The organism is Amycolatopsis sp., from assembly GCF_035276945.1.
GTDB lineage: Bacteria > Actinomycetota > Actinomycetes > Mycobacteriales > Pseudonocardiaceae > Amycolatopsis_E.
The window spans coordinates 20,585-43,698 of record NZ_DATELF010000096.1 but is presented as its reverse complement, the minus strand read 5'-3'; the positions used below and the strand labels follow the sequence as shown (position 1 = coordinate 43,698).

Genomic DNA, 23,114 nt, shown 5'->3' with positions numbered 1-23,114 from the left:
GTCCCTTCGGCAGCAGCCAGAGCGCAGCGTGGTTCAGGTGAGCGCCTGGGCCAGATCGCGCCACAGGTCCTCGGGATCCTCCAAGCCGACACTGAACCGGATCAAGCCGGGCGGCACGTGCGCGTCGCCCGGCCACATCGCCCGGCGTTCCACCAGGCTCTCCACCCCGCCGAGGCTGGTCGCGTGCACGATCAGGCCCAGCCTGGCGCAGAATCCGTCCGCCGCGGCCGCGTCGGGCAGCTCGAAGGCGATCATGGAGCCGGCGTTACGCACCCTGCTCACGGCCGGATGCGCGGCGAGGCGATCGGCGAGCAGCGCGGCCGTGCGGGATTGCTCGGCCAGCCGGACGGGCAGCGTCCGCAGGCCGCGCAGGGCGAGCCAGGCTTCGAGCGCGCCCGGGGTCGCACCGTTACGGGTACGCGCGTCGCGCAGCTCGCGGGCCAGCGTGTCGTCCGCGGTCACGGTCAGCCCGAGCAAAAGATCGCTGTGCCCGCCGATCAGTTTGGTCGCGCTGTGCACCACGACGTCCGCGCCGAGGGACAGGGGTCGCTGGCCGAGCGGCGTGGCGAAGGTGTTGTCCACCACGACCCGGGCGCGCTGGCCGGCGAGCGGTGCGATGTCGATCTTCTCCAGGGTCGGGTTGGTCGGCGACTCGACCCACAGCAAATCCACCTGCCCGGCCGCCGCGGCCCACGCGCCGGTGTCGGCCGGTTCGATCCGCCGGACCTTGAGCCTTCCCATGCGCGCGGCGTGGTCCAGCAGGCCGCGCGTGCCGGCGTAGCTGTAGGTCGGCACGGCCACCTCGGTCCCCACCTGGCACAGGTCGAGTACGGCGGCGACCGTCGCGATTCCCGAGGCGAACGCGGTGGCCTGACCGCCCTCGAGCTCGCCGACCGCCGTTTCCAGCGCGACCCAGGTGGGCGTGCCGTCCTCGCGTGCATAGGCGAAGTCGCCACCAGCCAGATAGGTGCTGGCGGGCACGATCGGCGTGTTCAACGGCTCACCGGAACCCGCCGGACGCCCGGCGGTCACGGCACGGGTCCGGGGCGAGAGCTCCCTCACGCGTTCTCCTCGATCAATCTGTTCGCGATCATGGCGCCCGGGGCGAGGGCCTTTTCAGCCTGCTCACCAGGTCGTCGGCCGCCTCCTTGAGCGCGGGTACGGACATCGGCTCCAGCCTCTCCAGCAGGAACGACCCACGCTTGCCGTCTTCCCGCGATCGGGTCCGCACACGCTGCCGGTGGTTCCATCGACGGCAGGTCACGCCCTGGTCGTCACGCCAGACGACCTCGCCGGGTTCGGGGTACTCGGTCAATGGCTCCCCGCTCGCCATCGTGTCGAAGGGTTCGTCGCCGTTCGCCCGCATCGGTCTCGGCAGGCCGACGTATACGCCTCGAGGTGACGGTCATTGTAGAAACCATAAGGTTCTCTCAAATGTCTTCGGGCGCAGGCCCGGTGCCCACCCTCGCCCGCAACATCCGGGCACGGCGAATCGCCCTGGCAGTGGAGCATGGACTTCCCTCACCACACGGGCCGGCCTGAGCAAGGGCGTCGTGGTGGCACTCGGACAACCGGGGCGAGCAGGCCGTCGACCACATCGGCGTCGTGGTCGTCCCGGCCTCCCGATGTCTCGCTCGACGCTCAAGTCGCGGGAGGCATGGGTGATGGGTACCGTGCACCGACCGCAACACGAGGAGGAACTGATGGCACTGGAAAGGCCCGAGGTCGACCGTCCGGAAGGTCCGCCGCCGGCGGACCTGGAGATCACCGACCTCAGCGTCGGCGACGGCGCGGAAGCCGCGGCGGGCGACGTCGTGTCCGTGCACTACGTCGGCGTCTCGCACTCGACCGGGGAGGAGTTCGACGCCTCCTGGAACCGGGGTCAGCCGCTGCGGTTCCCGCTCGGCCAGGGACACGTGATCCAGGGCTGGGATCAGGGCGTGGCCGGGATGCGCGTCGGCGGGCGGCGCAAGCTGGTGATCCCGCCGCGACTGGGCTACGGCGACCGCGGCGCGGGCGGCGTGATCAAACCAGGTGAGACGCTCGTGTTCGTGGTCGACCTGGTGGCGGTCAACTAGCGAAGTTGTGCAGCAGGCCGACCATCGTCGTCACGTGGGCGGGCGGCCGGGTGCGGTGCACGGTGTAGATCTCGCGGGCGGGCCGGCGGCCGGCCAGGTCGCGGACCGCGATCCGTTGGTGGTCGGCGGAGGCGAGCACGGTGGCCGGCACGAAGGCCACCCCCAAACCGGCCCGCACCAACGCGAGGATGACCGCGTAGTCCCGCGATTCGTAAGCGGCTCGTACCTCGACACCGGTTTCGGCGGTCAGCCCGTCCAGGCACAGCCGGTTGGGTGCTTGGGGACCACCCGAAATCCAGTCTTCGCCGGCGAAATCCTCGAACCTCAGTCGCGACGCTTTGGCGAGCGAATGGCCAGCGGGCAGCACGAGCCGGAGCGGGTCGGCCAACAGCGGTGTGCGAATCAGCCCGCGTGACGGCGGCAGCCGGACCGCCGGATATCGATGGGTGATCAGCAGGTCGAGGTCACCGGCGACGACCAGGTCGTAGCCGTCCGGCGGTTCGAGGTCGCTGAGCCGCAGCCGGGTGCCCGGATGCGCCCGGCGGAAGGCGGCCATCGCCTGCGGCAGGAGCAGCTGCCCGGCCGTGGCGAAGGTGCCGACGCTGGGGTCGGCGGGCGGCAGCTCTCTCAACGCCGCCACGGACTGTTCGGCCGCGCGCAACTCACCGGCGATCGTTTCGCCGTGCCGTACGAGAAGCCGCCCCGCCTCGGTGAGGGAGGCACCGGTGGGCCGCCGTTCCAGCAGCGTGCAGCCGACCTCCCGCTCCAACCGGGCGAGCTGCTGGGACAGCGCCGACGGGGTGAATCCCATGCGCCGGGCGGCGGTGGTGATCGACCCGGCGTGCGCCACCTCGACCAGCGCCCTCAGCCGTTCGGCGGTAATCACGTCGTAAGTATCGCTAACACTCGATTAGTGGAAAGCGCTGGCAGCTAACGGCCGGGGGTGCGCAGAGTGGAGTCATGACCACTGCCCTGCTCGCCGACGTCAAAGCCGCCGAGGACCGTATCCGCCCGCACGTCCGCCACACCCCGCTGCTCCGGGCCGAAGTCGACGGCAGGCCGCTGGTGCTCAAGCTCGAACACCTCCAGCGAACCGGTTCGTTCAAGCTGCGGGGTGCACTCAACGCCCTGCTGAGCGGCGAGCGCCCGCGAGAGGTCATCACCGCGTCCGGCGGCAACCACGGTATCGGCGTCGCGACGGCGGCGGCGATACTCGGCCTGCCCGCGACGGTGTACGTGCCCGGGACCGTACCGGCGGACAAGGCGGAGCGGATCGAAGCCGCGGGCGCGCGACTGGTTCGTGTCGGGGCAACCTATGCCGAAGCGGCGGCCACGGCACAGGAGGCGGCGACCGATCCGGACGTCCGGTACGTCGAGGCCTACAACGACCCCGTGGTGATCGCGGGCCAGGGCACGGTGGCTGCCGAAATCGTCCGCGACGCCCCCGAGGTGGACGCCATCGTGGTCGCCGCGGGCGGTGGTGGGCTCGCCGCGGGAACCGCGCTGGGCGGGGGTGGCAGGCTCACCGTCGCCGTCGAGCCGGACCACTGCAACGGCCTGCACGAGGCGTTGGCGGCCGGAAAACCCGTCGACGCCGACGTCGACTCGGTCACGGCTTCGGCCCTCGGCGCCACGCGTGTCGGTGAGGAACCGTTCGCCGTGCTGTCCGCTCACGAGCACCCGGTGAACTCGGTGCTCGTGAGCGAAAAGGAAATCCTGGCCGCCCGTGACCGGCTGTGGGACGAATTCCGGCTGGCCGTCGAGCCGGCCGGCGCGGTCGCGTTCGCCGCCTGGTTGAACGGCCAGGTGCCGGGCGAACTGCCGTGCGTCCTGCTGTGCGGCGCGAACGCGAACTGGACACCCTGAACGCTCACTTCGAAGTCGATGCTTCTCAGGTTGGCCAGATGGCTGAGCAGGAAAGTGCCCAGCTACCCGTCGCGGACTGTTCCGGCAGGGTCGAGGGACAAGTGCCGCACCACGACCGACTCGCCAAGCCATCCACGTCCTACAAAAACACGAAGTCACCATCGGACGAAAAAGGCTCACTGGCAGCATAATCAGGAAACCGCCGCCCCGAAGCCACCGACCGTTCCCGACCGGCCGTAAACTCCTACTTGTTCAGTGACCAGTCGGCGTGGCCGTCTTTGACGCTGCCGTCGTTGAACGAGCCGGCGATGGGGTCGGGCCAGTGCCCGCCAGGGAATGTGCTGTTGTCGATTGTCTCACCATGCAGACCGATCAGCTGCTGGGCCTGGGTTCCCAGGGCGCCGATTGCTGCCCAGATCAGGCCGCTGTTGACGCCCGCTTCCTCGACGACCAGCGCGGCGCCGGCCCACGAGAAAACGGCGGTGCCGAAGGCCGCGATTGCAGCGGCCATGGCGGCGATGAACTTGACCAGGATGACCGCGCGCACTGGCGAGATGCCCACCCGGCCGACCCCACGCAACCACCCCGACGACGCCCGCGCCGACGCGCAACCCGGCCACTCACCGACTGGAAACCCGCAACAAGCTGAGACCCGGACCACACCGACTCGCGCGAACACCCATCCGCCTCCGGACACCAACCCCAGTCCAGGGACAGTGAAGGCGCCGCAGTCGCGGCGCCTTCACTGTCACAACTCATCTGGATCAGACCAGCAAAAACGTCGGTCCGAGCGGGCCGATTTCGTCGTCGGCCCGAAGTGGGCGAGGAGGGAGTTGAACCCTCACGTCCTTTCGGACACACGGACCTGAACCGTGCGCGTCTGCCATTCCGCCACTCGCCCGAGTCACCGCGACAGCCAACACAGCGTAGCAGGCCGCTGAAGACGGTTTTACCGGGGCCGGTGTCTTACCCCCACGATGCCGATAGGATCGGGTGCGAAAGCACACGCGTGAAGGAGGCTGCGAGTCCCGGTGGGCCGCGTTGAACGTTTCGATCGACGCCTGGAAAGCCTGATGGGCAACGCCTTCGCGCGCATGTTCGGAGGCAAGGTCGTCACCCAGGAGGTGGCCCTGGCCCTGGAGCGCGAGAGTGAGGACAACGTTCGTGAGCTGGCCGGTGGCAGGCTGCTCGCCCCGAACCACTACATCGTGTCGTTGGGGGCGGAGGATCATGTCCGGATGGCCGGTGACGAGAGGCGCGTCACTCACGTGCTCGCGGAAGCGGTGGCACAGCATCTCGCCGAGCACGGCTGGGACACCTATGGTGACGTCATAGTCTCGCTCGAGCGCAACGAGGCGCTGCATACTGGACAATTCAAAACCCGTTCATCCGTCGATCCGGACGTCAGCGCACGTGACGCCCCGGGTCCAGGACGGCCAGCACGACCCAGCAACGCAGGAGACCCAGCAATGAGCCAGCCCCCCGGCTACGGCCAATACGACCAGGGTGACCCCTACGGTCAGCAGCATGGCGGCCAGTACGGCTACGGACAGCAGGGACAACCCGGGTACGACCAGGGTGGCGGCTACGGCGGCCAGCAACCGGGTTACGACCAGGGTGGCGGCTACGGCGGCCAGCAACCAGGTTACGACCAGGCCGGCGGCTACGGCGGGCAGCAACCGGGCTATGACCAGGGCTACGGCGGCCAGCAACCGGGTTACGACCAGGGTGGCGGCTATGGCGGCCAGCAGCCCGGCTACGACCAGGGCGGCGGCTATGGCGGCCAGCAACCGGGCTATGACCAGGGCTACGGCGGGCAGCCGGGTTATGACCAGGGCTATGGCGGCCAGCAACCGGGTTACGACCAGGGCGGCTACGGCGGCCAGCCCGGCTACGGCGCTCCCCCGGCCCAGGCTCCTGGTTACCCGCCTCAGGGCGCCCCGGACCCATACGCGCAGCAGGGCTACGCTCCGCCCGCCGTGCAGGGCGGCAACCGCCAGCTCGCCGCGACGCTGCAGTTGGACGACGGCTCGAACCGCGCCTACTCGCTGAAGCAGGGCGGCAACGTGGTCGGCCGTGGCCAGGACGCGGACTTCCGGCTGCCGGACACCGGCGTTTCCCGCCGCCACCTGGAGATCACCTGGGACGGCCAGAGCGCGACGCTGGCCGACATCGGCTCGACCAACGGCACCACGGTCAACGGCACTCCGGTGCAGACCTGGCAGCTGGCCGACGGTGACGTGATCAGGGTCGGGCACTCGTCGCTGGTGTTCCGTACCCAGGGCTGACACCACGGCGAGCACACTCGTTACGTGAGCCGCTGGAAGATCCGATTGGCGTGTCCCGCAGAATTACCGTCGGGGGTCCTGCGGTGCGTACCTGTGCCGCGGGCGGGAATGCAGGAGGCGGTGACCACGTGCGGACAACCATGGCGGCAGACTCGTCGACGCGTGAGTGCGGCTCCGTCATCTCGGCTGCGCGCAGCCGCCATGAGCACGGGAGCTGACACAACAGGTGCCGGAGCTGGTCGTTCAACTCACCAGAGTGGGCTTTCTGGTCCTGCTCTGGCTTTTTGTGCTGGCCGCGTTGCGGGTGGTGCGGTCAGATCTGTACGCGGCATCAGGCTTGAAGGTGGCCGTCCCGGGACTGCGGCGGAACAAGGACCAGCAGCGTCCGCGTGGGTCGAGCAAGGCCCCTCGCCAGCTGATCGTGACACACGGGGCGCTGTCGGGCACCCGGATCACCCTCGACGGCCGGCCCATCACGATCGGCCGTGCGGACGACTCCACGTTGGTGCTCGACGACGACTACGCTTCCACCCGGCACGCGCGGCTGTCCCTACGCGGTACGGACTGGTATGTGGAAGATCTGGGATCGACCAACGGGACATACCTGGACCGGGCTAAGGTCACTGCACCCCTCCGAGTTCCACTCGGCGTCCCCATCCGGATCGGTAAGACGGTGATCGAGCTTCGCCCATGACACTCGTTCTTCGCTACGCGGCCCGCAGTGACCGGGGCCTGGTGCGGTCAAGCAACCAGGACTCGGTGTACGCGGGCCCCCGCCTGCTCGCACTCGCCGACGGCATGGGTGGCCATGCCGCGGGTGAGGTGGCGAGCAAAGTCGTCATCGCCTCCCTCGCCCCGCTCGACGACGACGAACCGGGCGACGATCTGCTGTACCAGCTCAGAGAGGCGGTTTCCGGTGGGAACGCGGCGATCTCCGAACTGGTGGCCAACGACCCCGATCTCGACGGCATGGGCACGACACTCACCGCGATGCTGTTCTCCGGCTCGCGCATGGGCATGGTGCATGTCGGCGACTCCCGTGCCTACCTGTTCCGGAACGGGCAGTTCGCCCAGATCACCCGGGACGACAGTTTCGTCAACGAGTTGCTCGAGCAGGGCCGGATCACCGCGGACCAGGCCGCCACCCATCCGCAGCGCTCGCTGCTGCTGAAGGCGCTGACCGGGCATGAGGTCGAGCCCACGTTCGTCGTGCGCGAGGCCCGGGCTGGCGACCGCTACCTGCTCTGTTCGGACGGGCTGTCCGGCATGGTCAGCGACGAGACGCTGGCCGAGGCGATCCAGATCCCGGACCCGCAGGAGTGCGCGGACCGGATGATCGAACTCGCGCTCAAGGGCGGTGGCACGGACAACGTCACGGTGATCGTCGCCGACGTGGTCGACGTGGCCTACGGGGAGGACGCGCCCATCGTGGGCGGCGCCGCCGGGGACGGCAGTGACGAGTACAACCATCAGGGCGACTCGCCGGCGGCGAGGGCCAGGGCGCTCACCGCCCCACCGCCGCCTCCACCCCAGCAGTTCACCGAACCGCCGCCCGATCCGAAGGCCAAGCGCCGCAAACGGTGGCGCTGGATCGTGGGCATCTTCCTGGTCCTGGTCCTGCTGGCCGCGGGCGGCATCGCGACCCGCTATTTCGTGCTGAGCCAGTACTACGTCGGCGAGGGCACCGACTCCGAAGTGGCGATCTTCCGGGGCGTACCGGGCAGCGTGCTGGGGATCCAGCTGCACGAGCAGGCCGAAGGGTCCTGCCCGGCGGGCAGCACGATGTGCGACAAGCTGCTGGTCACGCAACTGCAGCAGGACGCGCAGACCGCGGTCCGCAACGGTGTGAAGAAGGACAGCCTGCAGGCCTCGCGTGACTACATCAACAACTTCCTGCGGTACAAGACACTCCAGGACTGCGCCCCCTCCCAGCCGGCCGGGCAGGGAGCCTCTTCGGCGCCTCCCCCGCCCACGACTCTGCCCCCGGCGTCGACCTCGGCCAGTGACCAAGCGGGGAGGGACTGCCAGTCTTCGACCGCGCCGGGTGGCGGTGGCGGATGACCAGGCCTCCACTGTCCGAGCAGGCGGCTGCCATCTACCAGACCAACCCGCAGCGCGAGCTACCGACCCGGCGTGGCACGGAACTCGTTATGCTCGGTTTCGCGGCCTTGATCGTGACCTGTGCGTTCGTGCTGGTGCAGGTCAACCAGGAGCAGGAGCTGTCCTGGTCGATCCTGTGGTACGGCCTGGCCTATCTGGCGCTGTTCGCCGTCGCGCACTTCGCGGTGCGCCGGTGGGCGCCCTACGCGGATCCGCTGATCCTGCCCTGTGTGGCCCTGCTCAACGGCCTCGGCCTGGTGATGATCTACCGGCTCGACCTGGCATTGCAGGAGCGGGCGATCCAGAACGGCAGAGCCTACGCCTCAACCGCCCCCAAACAGGTGCTGTTCACCACGCTCGCGCTGGTGCTGTTCCTGGCCGTGCTCATCCTCGTGAAGGACCACCGGACGCTCACCCGCTACGGCTACATCAGCGGCCTGCTCGGAGTGATCGCGCTGGCCCTGCCCGCGATCCTGCCCGCGTCGCTGTCGCAGGTGAACGGCGCCAAGGTGTGGATCAAGCTGCCCGGGATCTCCATCCAGCCGGGTGAGTTCGCCAAGATCCTGCTGTTGATCTTCTTCGCGTCCTTCCTGGTCACCAAACGGGACCTGTTCATGGTGGCGGGCAAGAAGGTCCTGGGCGTGGAGCTGCCGCGGGGGCGCGACCTCGGCCCGATCCTGATCGCCGCGGTCGCCGCCATGGGCATCCTGATGTTCGAGAAGGACCTCGGCCAGTCGCTGCTGCTGTTCGGCATCGTGCTGGTGATGGTCTACGTGGCGACCGAGCGCGGCATCTGGGTCGCGGTGGGGCTGCTGTTCTTCGCCGTCGGCTGCGTCCTCGCCTACAACCTGTTCACGCACGTCCAGCAGCGGGTGGCGAACTGGATCGACCCGCTGGCGACCTACTACGACGACGGTGGTGGCTACCAGGTCGCCCAGGGGTTGTTCGGCCTGGGCACGGGCGGCGTCGGCGGCACCGGGCTCGGCGGGGGACGACCGGACATCGTGCCGGAGGCCAACTCCGACTTCATCACCGCCGGTCTCGGCGAGGAACTCGGCTTCGTCGGGCTGGCCGCGATCCTGGTCGTGTACCTGCTGCTCGCCACCCGTGGCATGCGCAGCGCGCTGGCCGTGCGCGACACGTTCGGCAAGCTGCTCGGCGCCGGGCTTTCCTTCGCCGTCGTGATGCAGGTGTTCGTGATCGTCGGCGGGGTCACCAAGCTGATTCCGATGACGGGTATCACCACCCCGTTCATCTCCTACGGCGGTTCTTCCCTGCTGGCCAACTACATCCTGGTCGCGCTGCTGCTGCGGATCTCCGACGCGGCGCGCCGGCCCGCACCGAAACCGAAGCTCAGGGCGGTGGCGCAGGCGCCGCTGGCCGAGGCGCACACCGTCATGGTGACGCGACCGCCCGCCGGATCGGGGAACGACGCGGGGAGTGAGTCGTGAACAAGCCCATGCGCCGTGTCGGCATCGCCATGATCGTCATGGTGGTGCTCCTGCTGGCGAACATCACCTACATCCAGGTGGTCGAGGCCGACAGCTACCGCACCGATTCGCGGAACCAGCGCGTGCTGCTCGACGAGTACGCCCGCCAGCGGGGCAGCATCGTGTCCCAGTTCAACGGGCAGGTGCTGGCCGACGTGAAGGAGACCACCGACAAGTACAAGTTCGAGCGGCGCTACGTCGACGGGCCGATGTACGCACCGGTCACCGGGTACTACTCGCTGTGGTACGGCGCGGGTGGACTGGAAAGCGCGGAGAACGACATCCTCAACGGCTCGGACCCGCGACTGTTCGTGCGCCGGCTGTCGGACATGGTCACCGGCCGGGACCCGCGCGGCGGCAACGTCCAGCTCACCATCAACCCGGCCGTGCAGAGCGCCCTGTACCGGCTGATGACGCAGCGGAACTACACCGGTGCCGCGGTCGCGATGAACCCGAAGACCGGCGAGATCCTCGCCATGGTGTCCACCCCGTCGTACGACCCGAACCAGCTGGCCACGCACGACGGCACGGCGCAGCGGAACGCGTGGGCGGCGTTTTCCGACGAAAGCAGGAAGCCGATGCTGAACCGGGCGATTTCGGAGACGTACCCGCCCGGATCGACCTTCAAGCTGGTGGTGGCCGCGGCCGAGCTGGAAAGCGGCGGCGGCCCGACCACGCCGGTGAGCAACGCGCCGAACGTTATCCTGCCGGGCACGAACACCGACCTGGAGAACTACGGCGGCGAGAACTGCCCGGGCACGACCTTCGCCGACGCGCTGAGGTACTCCTGCAACGTGCCGTTCGCCACCTTCGCCGGTCAGTTGGGCGCGGACAAGCTCCGTGCCACCGCGGCGAACTTCGGGATCGGGATGACCGGTCTGAACACCCCGCTGAAGGTGGCGGCCTCCGGTCTGGGTGACCTCGACTCGCAGGCCGCGCTTTACCAGAGCGGCATCGGACAGCGTGACGTCCGGCTGACCCCGCTGCAGGACTGCCTGCTCGCCGCGACCGTCGCCAACGGCGGGATGGCGATGAAGCCGCAACTGGTCAAGAAGCTGCTCGCGCCGGACCTGTCCGATCTGGAGACGTTCAGCCCGCAGGAGCTCACCGGCGCCCCGGCGCTGTCCGCGTCGAACGCGGAGATCCTCAAGCAGATGATGGAGGCGTCGGAGGACAACACCAAGGGCGGCGGCAAGTCGAACATCAAGATCGCTTCGAAGACGGGCACGGCCGAGCACGGCAGCGACCCGAAGAACACCCCGCCGCACGCCTGGTACACCGCGTTCGCCCCGGCCGACGACCCGCAGATCGCGGTCGCGGTGGTCGTGGAGTCGGGCGGTAACCGTGGGCTGGCGGCCACCGGTGGCACCGTCGCGGCGGAGATCGGCCGGGCCGCGATCAACGCGCAGGTCGGGGGTGGGTAGCGAATGCTGTCCACGGGTCGGCTGCTGGCCGAGCGCTACCGGCTCGTCCACCGGATCGCCGTAGGCGGGATGGGCGAGGTCTGGCAGGCCAGCGACACCCGGTTGGACCGCGTCGTGGCGGTCAAGGTGCTCAAGGCCGAGCTTTCCGGCGACGCCGAGTTCCTGCATCGCTTTCGCACCGAGGCTCGCACCACGGCGTCGCTGAACCATCCCGGTATCGCCGCCGTGCACGACTACGGCGAGACGACGGCCGACGAGCTCGCCATCGCCTACCTGGTGATGGAACTCGTCGAAGGTGAGCCGCTCGCCGGAATCCTGGCGCGGCAGGGACGGCTGAACGCGGAACAGACCCTGGACGTCCTGGAGCAGGCGGGCAACGCGTTGCAGGCGGCGCACGAGCGGGGTCTGGTGCACCGGGACATCAAGCCGGGCAACATCCTGGTCACCGGGAACGGCCGCGTGAAGATCACCGACTTCGGCATCGCGAAGGCCGCCGACGCGGCGCCGGTGACCCGGTCCGGAATGGTCATGGGGACGGCGCACTACATCGCGCCGGAACAGGCGCTCGGACATGACGCGGAACCGGCCAGCGACGTCTACTCCCTGGCGGTGTGCGGGTACGAATGTCTGACCGGGTACCGGCCGTTCCTGTCCGAGAACGCGGTCACCGTCGCGATGATGCACATCCGGGACATGCCGCCACCGTTGCCCCCGGACGTCCCGCCGGGGACCCGTGCGCTGATCGAGGCGACCCTGGTCAAGGACCCGCGGCAGCGCTACCGCAACGGCGGTGAGTTCGCGGCCGCCGTCGCCGCGGTGCGGGCGGGCAGGCCGTTGCCCACCCCGTCCGGGATGCTGCAGACGTACGCGCAGGCGCCGATGGCTCCGGTGGGGCCGGGTTCACATCCGGTCATGCAGCCGGTGAGCCCGCCGCCGATGGGTCATCCGAGCGGCGTGATGCCGATGCCTATCCCGGCTCCCCGCAGGCGCAACCTCGCCGTGGTGTGGGTGATACTCGCCGTGGTCGTCGTGGGGCTCATCGTCGCCGGGGTACTGCTTCTGCCCCGATTGCTCTCGGGGCCAGATAACGTAGGGCCGCCTCGCGGCAACACGAGCAACGTCGTGCCCGGGACGAGGCAGACTCCGCCAACCGAACGAACGACTTATCAGGCATGAAACCTTGGACGGAACGGAACGGCTTACTGCGATGAGCGCACCCAGACTGCTCTCCAACCGCTACGAGCTGGGCGAAACGCTTGGATACGGCGGCATGTCCGAGGTTCACCACGGCACCGACATCCGGCTCGGCCGCGAGGTCGCGGTGAAGATCCTTCGTGCCGACCTGGCCCGCGACCCGCAGTTCCAGGAACGCTTCCGCCGTGAGGCGCAGAACGCCGCCGCGTTGAACCACCCGGCGATCGTCGCGGTGTACGACACCGGCGAGGCACAGACCGAGTACGGTCCGCTGCCCTACATCGTGATGGAGTACGTCAAGGGCCGAACGCTGCGCGACATCGTCAAGACCGAGGGCCCGCTGTCGGAAAAGCGGGCCATGGAGGTCATGGCCGACGTGTGCGCCGCGCTGGACTTCTCGCACCGGCACGCCATCGTGCACCGGGACGTCAAGCCCGCCAACATCATGATCACCGATCAGGGCGCGGTCAAGGTGATGGACTTCGGCATCGCGCGTGCGATGCACGACGGCCAGGCCTCGATGACCCAGACCGCCGCGGTGATCGGAACGGCGCAGTACCTCTCGCCGGAGCAGGCGCGGGGCGAGGGTGTCGACGCGCGAAGCGACGTGTACGCGGCCGGATGTGTGCTCTACGAGCTGCTGACCGGAGAACCCCCGTTCACCGGGGACTCCCCGGTCGCCGTGGCCTACCAGCACGTCCGGGAGGATCCGAAGGCGCCGTCGACGGTGAACCCGGCGGTGTCGCCCGCACTCGACGCGATCGTGCTCAAGGCGCTGGCCAAGGGCCCGGCGAACCGGTACCAGTCGGCGGCGGAGATGCGCTCGGACATGGTGCGCGTGCTGTCCGGCCAGCGGCCGTCGGCGCCGATGGTGATGACGGCCGACGAGCGGACCCAGGTGCTGAACGGCGGCGGCCCGCCGGGGCACGCGGCGGACTACGACGACTACGGCGGGCCCTACGCCGACGAAGAGAGCCCGAAGAAGAGTCGCAAGCGAAAGGTGCTGACCGCGGTACTGGTCTCCGTCGTCGGCGTCGGGCTGGTGGCGTTCGTGGCCTGGCTGGCCGGGGCCTTCGAAACCAAGCAGGCCACGGCCCAGATTCCGCGAGTGAAGGACATGACCGCCATCGAGGCCGAGAACCAGCTGCGGAACGCCGGTTTCACTCCGGTCAAGGAGACGGTCGAATGCATCGGGTCCTTCGACAACCAGCCCACCTGCAACAACCCGGACCAGGTCAACAAGGCGTTGCGCACCAACCCGGGCGAGGGGACGACCGCCGCCCAGGGTACGAAGGTCACCCTCTACGTCGGCGTCCAGCCGGGCAATGTGGCCGTACCGGACCTGAGCGGCTTGAGCCAGGATGAGGCGGCCCAGCGGCTCAAGGACGTCAAGCTGAACCTCAACCCGGTGGTGCAGCAGGTCGACGACGACAACCCCAACAACTACGGCAAGGTGCTCAGGCAGAACCCGGCTCCGAACGCGCAGGTGCAACGAGGCGGCCAGGTCACGATCACGATCGCCAAGACCAAGAACCTGGTGCAGATCGTCGACCACACCGGTGAGCAGTTCGCCTCGGCCAGCGCGGCGCTCGCCGCGCAGGGGCTCACCGTGAAGAAGACGAGCCAGGCTTCGGACCAGCCCGAGGGCCAGGTGGTCAAACAGACGCCGAACGGTGGCGCCGTGCCCGAGGGCAGCACGGTCACGCTGATCGTGTCCGACGGGACGCAGCAGAAGATCACCATGCCCAACCTGGTCGGCCTGACCCAGAATGACGCGCTCGCGCAGTTGAGGGCCGCGGGCTGGGACGGCGATGTCGACTACCAGACGACCAGGGTCGCCGATCCGAGGCAGGTCGGCATCGTGCAGAGCACGTCGCCGACGGCGAACACCCAGATCACCAAGAATCAGAACATCACCCTTTTCCTCGGCAGCTTCAACCAAATCAGTTCGAGCAGCAGCTCACCCACGTCGAGCAGTAGGAACGGTCCCGGCTTTCCCTGATGAATCCTGAGTGCGGGAAGGCGTTGCGGTGCGACAATTCCCGCACTCAGGTGAGGCGGCGAAGAAGTTCTGCGACAGCGGCCGAGCTGCCGGCGAGAACGAGCAGCGAGACGGCGAACCCGAGCAGTACCGGTAAGGCCGCGACGTCGTTCGCGGAAAGCTCGCGCAGTATCGGATTGACCAGCGGAATCCAGCGGATCAACAGCACCAGGGCCATCCCGACCCCCGCGGCGATCACGGTGTAACCGACGCGCGGCACCAGCAGTCGTGAAGCCGGCAGTCCGATCGCGATACCCGTGCCGGCGCACGCGAAATGTGCCAGGGCTCCGATGACCAGCTCGCCCGGCGGGTCGCCGTGGTGCGTGATCACCGACCACAGCAGCGAAAGCACCGTCAGCCCGGTACAGCACACGAGCACCGTGAGCACGATCCCGCCCACCACTGTGGACAGTCGTCGGGCGTGCGCCAGCGTGATCAGCCACTGCACGGGATCCTCGATGTCCACCAGCGCGATCGTCAGCCAGCACGCGATCACGGCGAGCGCACCGGCACTGGCCGCGTATTCCGGTGGCGCGGGAGTGTTCGCTTCGTTGCCGTAAAGCACACCAAGGAACACCAGAAAGACCAGCATGGGCAGCAGATAGCGCTGGGAATGGGCGAGCAGGGCCAGTTGGTATCTGATCATTTCGCCCCCGGCGTGTGCACGCGGACCACCGACCAGCCACGCTGCAATGCCTGCAACAGCACGGTATCCGAGCGGCTCAGCGGAACCGTCGAAGTGACGAGCTGACCGCCGGGATTACGCAGCACTATGCGGGCGTATCGCTCACCGCTCGATTCGCGCAGAGTTCCACCGGAAAGCTCGAAGACCTCCGTCGCATGAGCGCGGGCGAAATCGTCCCGGTGTTCGGCGAAGACCACACTCGCCCCGCGTTCGCGTGTTTCGGTGATGAGTTGCGCGAGCACGGCATGCGCGGCCGGATCGAGCCCGGACCACGGTTCGTCCAGCACGAGCAGTTCCGGTTCCGCGAGCAACGCCTGCGCGAGCGCGACCTTCTGCGCGTTTCCTTTGGAAAGTTCCCGCAACGGCACCCGCGGCCCGCCCTCCAGCGCGAGCCGCTCCAACAGCTCCGGCGCCTTGGAGTCCACATCGGACACTTTGCCGATCCGGCCGAGATGGCGGAGATAGCTGAGCGCGCTCATCCTGGTCCCGGCGGGAAAACGGTCGGGGACGTAGCCGACCAGCGGGCTGCCGGTCACCGTACCGGCGGACGGCCTGGACAGTCCCGCGAGAATGCGCAACAGGGTCGACTTCCCGGACCCGTTCGGCCCGACGACACCGACCACCTGCTCCGGCCGGATCTCCAGATTCACGTCGGTGAGCACCGGCGCCGACCGCCCGTAGCTCTTCCCGATTCCCCGCAACAGGAGCATTAGCCGACCCCAAGTTCCCGCACACGCCTCAGACTGCGGCGGCCTTCTGCAGCGTGACGACCTCACGTTCCAGAGAGTCCACAACGGACCCGGCGACCCGGTGCCCGGCATCGGCCATCCAGTTCGCCAGCATCCGGTGCCCGCCCTCGGTGAGCACCGACTCCGGATGGAACTGCACCCCTTCGATCGGGAGCTCGCGGTGCCGCATGCCCATCACCACTCCCGACTCGGTGCGCGCGGTGATCTCGAACTCGGCCGGGATCGTCTCGGGCAGCACGGTCAGCGAGTGGTAGCGGGTGGCGGTGAACGGGTCGGGCAGTCCGGCCAGGACCCCGGAACCGTTGTGGTGCACCTGGCTGGTCTTGCCGTGCAGCAACTCGGGGGCGCGGTCGACCGTGGCCCCCCAGGCGACACCGATGGCCTGGTGCCCGAGGCACACGCCGAGCATCGGGGTGCCGGTGTCCGCGCAGCGGCGCACCACCTCGATGCTCTGCCCGGCACGCTCGGGCGTGCCCGGTCCCGGCGAGACCAGCACCCCGTCGAACTCGCCGATCCGCTCGGTGTCCACGACGTCGTTGCGCCACACCGCGCAGTCCGCGCCGAGTTGGGCCAGGTACTGCACGAGGTTGTAGACGAAGCTGTCGTAGTTGTCGACGACGAGGACACGCATGCGGACAGCCTACCGGCGTGGATCAGTTCACCGAGACCTGGTTGAACGGCAGCAGCGGCTCGGCCCACGGAAACACCACGAACATCAGCAGCGCGACCACGCCCAGCACCAGCAGGATCGCCAGCACCAGTTTCACGGCGAACGGCCCCGGCAGGTGCCGCCAGATCCACGCATACATCACGCTGTCCCGATGGCGATCTGCGAGCGAACCCGATCATGTCGCCGGGGCGTGAGTTCGCGACAGGGATGCGCCCTTGCCGGTCCGCGCCCCGCCGCCCTCATCGCGTGGCCTTCCGCCCAGCGCGTGCTCTGTCGTCGCGTCACTCCGTGTTTCATGTCTCCCCGATCGACTGCAACAGCTGCTGATAGATCGACCCGGGCGTCTTCGCGTACTGATTGGTGAGCATGGCGTGCACGATCAGCCGCTGCCGGTCGGAAAACCGCGGATGGCAGGTGGTCAGCGTGAGCAGGGCGACCTGCTGTACCTTGGGCAGCAGGTCGGCCGGCTGGTGCGGCACCGGCGAAATCACACTGACCTCACCGGCGCCGACGACCTCGCGACCGGAGGTCCCGCCGTAGGGCCCGCCGTCCGCCGCGTTCGTCCGGAGCGTGCTCACGTGCGCGCACTGCGGTCGCGTGCCCTTCCCGGCCGCCCAGCCGCCGATCTCGTCGGGCCGCGGCAGCACCCGGTAGACGAAGAAGTCGGTCTGCGTCTCGATCACGATCGCGTCACACGAAGCGAGCAGGTCGAGGTCGTTGAACGGCGCGCCCTTGCCGACCCGGTGCCCGGCGACCGCGAAGTTGCCCGGTTCGCCCGGCAGCGCGGTGCCCCGGTAGTGCCCCGGCCCGATCTCCAGCGCGGCCGCGCTGGTGCCTTCCTGGATGGTGAAGTGGTAGTCGGCACCGAAGGCAGGGATGTGGAGCTTGGCGAACGCCTTGCCGTCGATCAGCTCCGGATGCAGCTGGCGGCCGTCGTCCGCCCAGTCCTGGTCGAGGGTGGCGGTCGCGTCGGCCTGCTTACCCGCCGACGACAGGTTGGTCACGTACAGCTCGTAGACGACGAACAGCAACACCACGACCCCGGCCGTGATGAGCAGTTCTCCGAGGGTGCGGACGGCCCGGACCCCGATGCCGGACGGCCCACGGGCCGGCGGTTGGTCGACGATCGCCACGCGCACTCCTCTCCGATCGTCGCTTACGTTAACGTGTTGAGGTAGAGGTCGGGTGCGCTGTGTGCGCCCGGCCCCAGCGAGTTAGCCGAGCACCCGAGGATTCCGATGCCCAAGTCCAAGGTTCGCAAGAAGACGGCGTACACGCCGCCGGCCGATCGGCGTACGCCGGTCAAGGTGCGCGCCGCGGGGCCGTCGCACCCCGTGTACCTGGTCGTGATGTTCGGCCTTATGCTGATCGGGCTGGCGTGGCTCGTGGTGAACTACATCGCGGGCGACAAGATCGGTTTCATGGCCGAGCTGGGCAGCTGGAACTTCGCCATCGGGTTCGCGCTGATGATCTCGGGCCTGCTGATGACGATGCGCTGGCGGTAGTTACTCCGAACGGCCGCTTGACAGCGAATTACATGGGTGTGACTCATCCCCATTGTGGATAAAACCTGTGGATAACCTTGCGAGTTGGGCACCTCGGCCCGCGCTGATCGCGCTCGGCTGGGCCGGTGCCCTGCTCGCCCTTGCCGCTGTCCTGTTCTACGAGGACCGGATGGGTCGCGTGCTGTTCGGCATCGCGGCGCTCCTGCTCGCCGCCGCCTCGGCGTACGGAACGCTCGTCCGGCCCCGGCTCTCCGCCGACCGCCGGGGCATCCGGATCCGCACGGCCCATGGCCAGGTCCAGCTCGACTGGGCCGAGACGCGGACCCGGCTGCGGGCCACGCGGAGGCTGGGCCGGGACAGCGCCACCCTCGAACTCGAAACAGGCGAAAACCTGTACGTGTTCGGGTGGCTCGAGCTGGGCACGGATCCGCGGGAGGTACTCGACGTGCTCACGGCGCTACGCCCCTGACGGGGTCGTGCAGAGCAGCTCCCCGCCCTGGTAATCGCAGGCGACGCTGGCGAGCTGGCTGTCGCGGTAGAGCACCAGCGCAACGCAGGCCGCCGCCAGCACCACGACCGCCGCTGCCTGCCAGACGACCCGCCCCCTGGCCGGCGCGAAGACCATCGCGGCGGTGACCGCCGCACCGACGACCAGCCCGCCGACATGCCCGAGCAACGAGATGTTCGGGATCGTCACCGAGATGATCAGATTCAGCACGATCAAGCCGATCGCGGCCGTGGGGTTGAGCCGGAGCCGCAGGACGACGACCAGGATCCCGCCGAGCAATCCGTAGATCGCCCCGGAAGCGCCGGCCGTGCCGCGGTTCGAATCGTCGAACAGGTAGACCGACACGGCGCCGCCCAGCAACGACACCAGGTACACCGCGATGAACCGGACTCTGCCGAGCTGTGCCTCCATGTCGCGCCCGAGCACCCACAGCGCGAACATGTTGACCGCCAGATGCACCGGGCCGTAGTGCAGGAAGCCGGCGGTCACCAGCCGCCACCACTGGTCGGCCCCGGCGATCGCCCGCGGCCACAGCACCCAGTCGCCGAACAGGGTCGCGCGCTCGTTGTCCAGGGGACTGCGAGCCTGCGCCACCGTGACGACATAGAGCAGCACGTTGACCGCGATGAGCACCGGGGTGACCACCGGCCGGGGGGCCAGCGTGGCTCCGGCGACCGTCCGCGGGTGCGCACGGCGCTGCGCCTCGCGTCCCGCCCGCACACAGTCGACGCACTGGTAGCCCACGGACGCCTCACGCAGGCAGTCCGGGCAGGCCGCACGCCCACAACGGGTGCAGCTCAGCCCGGTCTGCCGGCCGGGATGCCACCAGCAAACCGGCATCGTGGTCGGTGGGGTGTCGTTGGAAGCAGGCTCGTTCACAGTGCCTCCGCTTGGGTGGAGTGCACTTCCGAACTTACCCGTCAGCCTTCGCGGTCGATGTCGACCTTTTCGATGACCACGTCCTGGATCGGCCGGTCGGCCACGCCGGTGGCGGTGTTGGCGATCGAGTCCACCACGTTGCGCGACTCCTGGTCGGCCACCTCACCGAAGATGGTGTGCTTGAAGTTCAGGTGGGTGGTGGGGCCTACCGTGATGAAGAACTGCGAGCCGTTGGTCGCGGGCCCGGCGTTGGCCATGGCCAGCAGGTACGGCTTGTTGAACTGCAGTTCCGGGTGGAACTCGTCGCCGAACTCGTAGCCCGGGCCACCGCGACCGGTGCCGGTCGGGTCACCGCCCTGGATCATGAAGCCGGAAATCACCCGGTGGAAGATCGAACCGTCATAGAACGGTCCCGCGTTGCCGCCCTTCGCGTTGGGCCGGTGGTACGGCTTGGTGCCGTCGGCCAGGCCGACGAAGTTGGCGACCGTCTTGGGTGCGTGATCGGGGAAGAGGTTCAGCCGGATGTCACCGTGGTTGGTGTGCAGCGTGGCCTTGACCTTCGTCCCTACGAGGGATTCATTGCTCTGCGTCACGCTGTTTATCGTGCCATCCGCAGCGCGATCGACGAGAAACGGGCAGGATGGTGAACGGGGACGGGACCCGAAACTAACGATTGACGAGGTGAAGGCCATGACCCGGGCCGCGGACTCGGTCGGCGAGTCGGTCAAGACCGGCTTGCAGGGCCTGCGTAAGACCGCTGTGGAGGCGGGGAAGGCGGGCGCCGAGGCAGCCGCCAAGGCGGCGCAGGCAGCCGAGCAACTGCTCGTGGAGAGCACCGAAGAAGCCCGTAAGGAGGCCGGGCGGCGAGGCCGCCGGGCGCGCAAGAAGCTCGCGGCGACGACCGGCCAGACACGCAAGGAGCTGGCACGCGCGAGCAAGCAGGCTCGGAAGGAGGCCGCCGAGCGGCTCGCCGAGCTGCGCAAGCCTGGACGCAAGGCCCGTAAGGCGGCCGTGAAGGCGGCCAAGGCCGCCGGCGAGTCCAAGCGGCAGGCCAAGCGCGACTTCAAGCAGGCCAAGAAGGACTTCAAGGCCGCGCTGGTGGAAGCGAAGGCGGCCGCGAAAGGTGAGCGCAAGCGCCGTCGCTGGCCGTGGCTGCTGGGCATCGGCCTGCTCGCCGCAGGTGCGGCCTACGCGCGGCGGTCGAAGCAGCAGCCACCGGTGGCCACGGAACCGCCTCATGCCGCGCCGACGCCCACTGAATCCCAGGCCAACGGCCAGAAGACCTCGGCCCAGACTACCGCGCAGAAAAAGAACTAGAACCGCCAAAGGCCGCCCCGGAGGCTTGGGAAAGCTCCGAGGCGGCCTTGAACGTCTTACGCGGCTCCCGGATCAGGCGGTGGCGGCGTGCTTGTCGATGAGCTTGCCCAGGCGCGGGAGCGCCTCCTCGACGTTCTTCTTCCCGTTCGGGCGCAGCTTGCTGTACACCTTCTTGATGGCGTCGCGGTTGCTCTTCTCCGCACGAGCGTCGGTGACGGACAGCAGCGCGTTGGCCGCCTGGTCGCCACGGCTCGACAGGTAGGCGCCGAAGTCGCCGCCACCGTTGCCCTTGAAGTCGGCGTAGAACGGCTCGAGCGCCGCGGCGAACTCGTCGAGCAGGGCGTCGCAAGCCGCTCCGATGATGCCCGGCTTGATCTTCTTGACGGCCGCGAAACCAGTCTTGATCACGGCACCCGAAACGCCGCTCTTGTCCGAGACCTCTTCGTCGACCAGCGTCTCCAAATCGGTGACGACGGCCGGACGCCTGCTGGAGTCGAGCAGGATTTCCTTGAGGGTGTCAGCCACGGATGTAGTCCTTCTTCACTTCGAGGTACACGGAAAGCTCCCACAGCCCTTGGCACTCCGCCCGAGTGCTGGTCCTCCCCGACGGTGGGGTGGGGTCAGCGTAGTACAAGGGAGTCCAGACCCCATCAGCCACTAGCTTTATAAGCCCAGAGCCAAGACAACTTGTTCTACCACTGTTCTGGCCTTCACTGTCTGTTCCTGATTGGTGGTCACCACCACCGCCGCGCCCTGTTTCGCGACGGCGTAGACCGCGCCGTTCCCGGTGGCCTGATACCCGCCCTGCCAGCCGGCGGGCCGCGTGGCCGGGTTGCTCGTGCCGACCGGCGCGGCGTGATCGACGAGCGCCTTCGCCACGGCCGGATCACCGACGTAAACCCGCGCGGTCAGTTGAAGCTTCCCAGCCAGCGCGTAAAAGAAACATGCGGGATGCGGTTCGGCTGGGGAGGTCTGAACTTTCGACACCCGCTGCCCGTTCGTGTCGGCGACGAAAGTCGTGTCCAGGTACGGGCACGGTCCTGGCGATGTCGGTTGCGGGTCGGGCGGAAGCCACACTTCGCTGAGCGTGGTCGGGACCGGCGAGGTCGAAGACGGCGCTGGCGGGCCTGACGAGGTGCAACCGGCGACGGAGACGAGGACCAGAAGGACAAGCACGGCAGGGCGCATGACTGGGTTGTTCCAGACCAACGGAGGGTTGTGCACGGCGACCCCCTCGGCGAAGGTAGTTGGACTACCCAGCGTGATTGTGTGGAGGCGGAATGTTTCCAATACGGCGAGGAATCCACGGCGCGTTGACGTTCTTGGCGGGGGCGGCTCTCCTGGTCGGCATGGCGCCCGCGGCGAGCGCGGCCGCCAACGACTTTCCGTCCGGCTACCAGGGCTATCACACCTATGCGGAAGTCACCGCGGAACTTCAGAAGGCCGTCGCGAACCATCCCGACATCGCGAAACTGTCCAGCGTCGGCAAGTCCTACGAGGGCCGGAACCTGAACCTCCTCACGATCGGCTCGGGCACCGGGAAGCCCGAGGTGCTGTTCACCTGTAACCAGCACGCCCGCGAGCACCTGACCACGGAAATGTGCCTGCACATCGTGCAGCGCTTCACCGATGGTTACGCGACCGATTCGAAGATCAAGAACATGGTGGACACGCACACCATCTACGTGGTTCCGAACGTGAACCCGGACGGCTCCGAATACGACATTTCCGGCGGCCGCTTCCACAACTGGCGCAAGACCCGTAAGCCGGTGCCGGGTAGCACCGCGATCGGCACGGACCCCAACCGCAACTGGGACTACCAGTGGGGCTGCTGCGACGGGTCCAGCACGAACCCGAGCGCCCAGGACTACCGTGGCACGGCGCCGTTCTCCGAGCCGGAGACCCGGGCGCTGGCGGATTTCATCAATGCGCACCAGGTCAAGGCCCACATCGACTTTCACACCTATTCCGAGCTGGTGCTCTGGCCGTTCGGCTACACGACCAGCCCCACCGCGACGGGCATGACGGCCGCGGAAGCGAAACGATTCCAGGATCTCGGCAAGGCGATGGCCGCGACCAACGGCTACACCCCGGAACAGTCCAGCAAGCTCTACATCACCGATGGCGACATCAACGACTGGTCCTGGGGCACGCACAAGATCCTCAGCTTCTGCTTCGAGATGTACCCGACGGGCTCGAACCCCGGCTTCTACCCCAAGGACACGCAGATCGTCCCGCAGACCACTCGCAACGACCCCGCGGTCGACCTGCTCATCGGCCAGGTCTGACCGGAAAATACCCCGACCACGACGGCGCTCGT

At 68.3% G+C, this 23,114-nt stretch carries 26 protein-coding genes and 1 tRNA gene; 13 read left to right on the top strand and 14 right to left on the bottom strand.

The genetic code is table 11. The features are described from left to right. Positions 1-33 precede the first annotated feature (33 nt). Positions 34-1,062, bottom strand: a complete 1,029-nt coding sequence (locus tag VJT49_RS16340) for a trans-sulfuration enzyme family protein (RefSeq protein ID WP_324165677.1) — start codon at positions 1,060-1,062, stop codon at positions 34-36. 28 nt (positions 1,063-1,090) lie between these two features. Beyond that, complete coding sequence (locus VJT49_RS16335; protein ID WP_324165676.1) at positions 1,091-1,333, bottom strand: hypothetical protein; 243 nt, start codon at positions 1,331-1,333, stop codon at positions 1,091-1,093. Positions 1,334-1,703: 370 nt separating this feature from the next. Here VJT49_RS16335 and VJT49_RS16330 point away from each other — a divergent pair, with 370 nt between their 5' ends. After that, entirely contained in the window at positions 1,704-2,078 is a 375-nt protein-coding gene (locus VJT49_RS16330; protein WP_324165675.1) for an FKBP-type peptidyl-prolyl cis-trans isomerase, read from the top strand. Here VJT49_RS16330 and VJT49_RS16325 read toward each other — a convergent pair. Then, a complete protein-coding gene (locus VJT49_RS16325; RefSeq protein WP_324165674.1) occupies positions 2,071-2,964 on the bottom strand; it encodes a LysR family transcriptional regulator in 894 nt (297 codons plus the stop codon). The genes VJT49_RS16330 and VJT49_RS16325 overlap by 8 nt on opposite strands. 74 nt (positions 2,965-3,038) lie before the next feature. On the opposite strand from VJT49_RS16325, the gene VJT49_RS16320 reads away from it, so the two are divergent. Further along, a complete protein-coding gene (locus VJT49_RS16320; RefSeq protein ID WP_324165673.1) occupies positions 3,039-3,944 on the top strand; it encodes a serine/threonine dehydratase in 906 nt (301 codons plus the stop codon). Between the two features lie 244 nt (positions 3,945-4,188). Here the strand turns inward: VJT49_RS16320 and VJT49_RS16315 are convergent, their stop codons facing one another. Then, positions 4,189-4,506, bottom strand: a complete 318-nt coding sequence (locus tag VJT49_RS16315; protein WP_324165672.1) for a hypothetical protein — start codon at positions 4,504-4,506, stop codon at positions 4,189-4,191. 256 nt (positions 4,507-4,762) lie between these two features. Next, positions 4,763-4,845 (bottom strand) — tRNA-Leu (locus tag VJT49_RS16310). Positions 4,846-4,975: 130 nt separating this feature from the next. On the opposite strand from VJT49_RS16310, the gene VJT49_RS16305 reads away from it, so the two are divergent. From VJT49_RS16305 to pknB, 7 genes are all read left to right on the top strand, one after another. After that, positions 4,976-6,232 (top strand): DUF3662 and FHA domain-containing protein, encoded by a 1,257-nt coding sequence (locus VJT49_RS16305; RefSeq protein ID WP_324165671.1) that lies wholly within the window; start codon positions 4,976-4,978, stop codon positions 6,230-6,232. 226 nt (positions 6,233-6,458) lie between these two features. Beyond that, a complete protein-coding gene (locus VJT49_RS16300; RefSeq protein WP_324165670.1) occupies positions 6,459-6,926 on the top strand; it encodes an FHA domain-containing protein FhaB/FipA in 468 nt (155 codons plus the stop codon). Continuing rightward, on the top strand, positions 6,923-8,293 hold the full coding sequence (locus VJT49_RS16295; RefSeq protein WP_324165669.1) for a PP2C family protein-serine/threonine phosphatase: 1,371 nt from the start codon (positions 6,923-6,925) through the stop codon (positions 8,291-8,293). The genes VJT49_RS16300 and VJT49_RS16295 overlap by 4 nt, the downstream gene beginning before the upstream one ends. Further along, a complete protein-coding gene (locus VJT49_RS16290) occupies positions 8,290-9,783 on the top strand; it encodes an FtsW/RodA/SpoVE family cell cycle protein (protein ID WP_324165668.1) in 1,494 nt (497 codons plus the stop codon). The genes VJT49_RS16295 and VJT49_RS16290 overlap by 4 nt, the downstream gene beginning before the upstream one ends. Then, on the top strand, positions 9,780-11,246 hold the full coding sequence (locus tag VJT49_RS16285; protein WP_324165667.1) for a penicillin-binding protein 2: 1,467 nt from the start codon (positions 9,780-9,782) through the stop codon (positions 11,244-11,246). Before VJT49_RS16290 ends, VJT49_RS16285 begins: the two co-directional genes overlap by 4 nt. Before the next feature lie 3 nt (positions 11,247-11,249). Then, positions 11,250-12,422, top strand: a complete 1,173-nt coding sequence (locus VJT49_RS16280) for a serine/threonine-protein kinase (protein ID WP_324165666.1) — start codon at positions 11,250-11,252, stop codon at positions 12,420-12,422. Positions 12,423-12,453: 31 nt separating this feature from the next. Beyond that, positions 12,454-14,442 carry a Stk1 family PASTA domain-containing Ser/Thr kinase gene (pknB, locus tag VJT49_RS16275; protein ID WP_324165665.1) on the top strand — a complete coding sequence of 663 codons (1,989 nt, stop codon included), beginning with the start codon at positions 12,454-12,456 and terminating at the stop codon, positions 14,440-14,442. A 46-nt stretch (positions 14,443-14,488) separates the two neighbouring features. On the opposite strand, the gene VJT49_RS16270 is transcribed toward pknB, so the two are convergent. From VJT49_RS16270 to VJT49_RS16250, 5 genes are all read right to left on the bottom strand, one after another. Then, positions 14,489-15,127 carry a hypothetical protein gene (locus VJT49_RS16270; RefSeq protein WP_324165664.1) on the bottom strand — a complete coding sequence of 213 codons (639 nt, stop codon included), beginning with the start codon at positions 15,125-15,127 and terminating at the stop codon, positions 14,489-14,491. Further along, the gene (locus tag VJT49_RS16265) at positions 15,124-15,876 is read right to left on the bottom strand and encodes an ABC transporter ATP-binding protein (RefSeq protein ID WP_324165663.1); all 753 of its coding nucleotides are present in this window, start codon (positions 15,874-15,876) and stop codon (positions 15,124-15,126) included. Before VJT49_RS16265 ends, VJT49_RS16270 begins: the two co-directional genes overlap by 4 nt. 28 nt (positions 15,877-15,904) lie before the next feature. After that, positions 15,905-16,546: an aminodeoxychorismate/anthranilate synthase component II gene (locus VJT49_RS16260; RefSeq protein WP_324165662.1), complete on the bottom strand. Its 642-nt coding sequence runs from the start codon at positions 16,544-16,546 to the stop codon at positions 15,905-15,907. Positions 16,547-16,568: 22 nt separating this feature from the next. Continuing rightward, positions 16,569-16,724 (bottom strand): hypothetical protein, encoded by a 156-nt coding sequence (locus VJT49_RS16255; RefSeq protein WP_324165661.1) that lies wholly within the window; start codon positions 16,722-16,724, stop codon positions 16,569-16,571. 154 nt (positions 16,725-16,878) lie between these two features. Continuing rightward, a complete protein-coding gene (locus VJT49_RS16250; RefSeq protein WP_324165660.1) occupies positions 16,879-17,718 on the bottom strand; it encodes a class E sortase in 840 nt (279 codons plus the stop codon). A gap of 105 nt (positions 17,719-17,823) precedes the next feature. Here VJT49_RS16250 and crgA point away from each other — a divergent pair, with 105 nt between their 5' ends. Both crgA and VJT49_RS16240 read left to right on the top strand, forming a co-directional pair. Continuing rightward, a complete protein-coding gene (crgA, locus tag VJT49_RS16245; protein WP_324165659.1) occupies positions 17,824-18,090 on the top strand; it encodes a cell division protein CrgA in 267 nt (88 codons plus the stop codon). A gap of 67 nt (positions 18,091-18,157) precedes the next feature. Beyond that, positions 18,158-18,559: a PH domain-containing protein gene (locus VJT49_RS16240; protein ID WP_324165658.1), complete on the top strand. Its 402-nt coding sequence runs from the start codon at positions 18,158-18,160 to the stop codon at positions 18,557-18,559. Here VJT49_RS16240 and VJT49_RS16235 read toward each other — a convergent pair. Together VJT49_RS16235 and VJT49_RS16230 are read right to left on the bottom strand one after the other, a co-directional pair. Then, positions 18,548-19,477: a rhomboid family intramembrane serine protease gene (locus VJT49_RS16235; protein WP_414635984.1), complete on the bottom strand. Its 930-nt coding sequence runs from the start codon at positions 19,475-19,477 to the stop codon at positions 18,548-18,550. The genes VJT49_RS16240 and VJT49_RS16235 overlap by 12 nt on opposite strands. Positions 19,478-19,518: 41 nt before the next feature. Then, a complete protein-coding gene (locus tag VJT49_RS16230; protein ID WP_324165720.1) occupies positions 19,519-20,079 on the bottom strand; it encodes a peptidylprolyl isomerase in 561 nt (186 codons plus the stop codon). A gap of 88 nt (positions 20,080-20,167) precedes the next feature. Here VJT49_RS16230 and VJT49_RS16225 point away from each other — a divergent pair, with 88 nt between their 5' ends. Next, positions 20,168-20,794 carry a hypothetical protein gene (locus tag VJT49_RS16225; RefSeq protein ID WP_324165657.1) on the top strand — a complete coding sequence of 209 codons (627 nt, stop codon included), beginning with the start codon at positions 20,168-20,170 and terminating at the stop codon, positions 20,792-20,794. Positions 20,795-20,866: 72 nt separating this feature from the next. Here the strand turns inward: VJT49_RS16225 and VJT49_RS16220 are convergent, their stop codons facing one another. Beyond that, entirely contained in the window at positions 20,867-21,319 is a 453-nt protein-coding gene (locus VJT49_RS16220; protein ID WP_324165656.1) for a DUF6918 family protein, read from the bottom strand. Between the two features lie 138 nt (positions 21,320-21,457). Next, positions 21,458-21,982 (bottom strand): DUF2020 domain-containing protein, encoded by a 525-nt coding sequence (locus tag VJT49_RS16215; RefSeq protein ID WP_324165719.1) that lies wholly within the window; start codon positions 21,980-21,982, stop codon positions 21,458-21,460. Between the two features lie 161 nt (positions 21,983-22,143). Here VJT49_RS16215 and VJT49_RS16210 point away from each other — a divergent pair, with 161 nt between their 5' ends. Continuing rightward, complete coding sequence (locus VJT49_RS16210) at positions 22,144-23,082, top strand: M14 family metallopeptidase (protein WP_324165718.1); 939 nt, start codon at positions 22,144-22,146, stop codon at positions 23,080-23,082. The last annotated feature ends 32 nt before the right edge of the window (positions 23,083-23,114 follow it).